General features: G+C 71.0%; 1 protein-coding gene. It reads left to right on the top strand.

The genetic code is table 11. From position 1 onward, the window contains the following. Positions 1-238, top strand: a 238-nt coding sequence (locus AB1471_RS17855; protein ID WP_367781056.1) for a leucine-rich repeat domain-containing protein, incomplete at both ends; no start/stop codon positions are given.

Here is a 238-nt window from a genome sequence, read left to right as displayed (position 1 = left end):
CTGGCGGCGCTACCCGCGGAACTCGCCTCCTTCCCCGATCTCACCGAACTCCACCTCGACGGCAACGCGCTGGCCACGCTCCCCGACGAACTGGGCGCGCTGTCGAACCTGGTCGTCCTCAGCCTGCGCGAGAACCGGCTCGCCGCGCTCCCGCGCGCACTATCGTCGTTGAGTTCCTTGCGCGTCCTGTCGCTCGGCGGGAATCCGCTGCCCTCGCTGCCCGCGCTGCTCGGCGAAC

It is taken from the genome of Jeotgalibacillus marinus (genome assembly GCF_040801915.1).
Classification (GTDB): Bacteria; Bacillota; Bacilli; order Bacillales; family Jeotgalibacillaceae; genus Jeotgalibacillus; species Jeotgalibacillus marinus.
The sequence above is the reverse complement of the archived record's forward strand: the minus strand, read 5'-3'. Positions and strand labels throughout refer to the sequence as shown.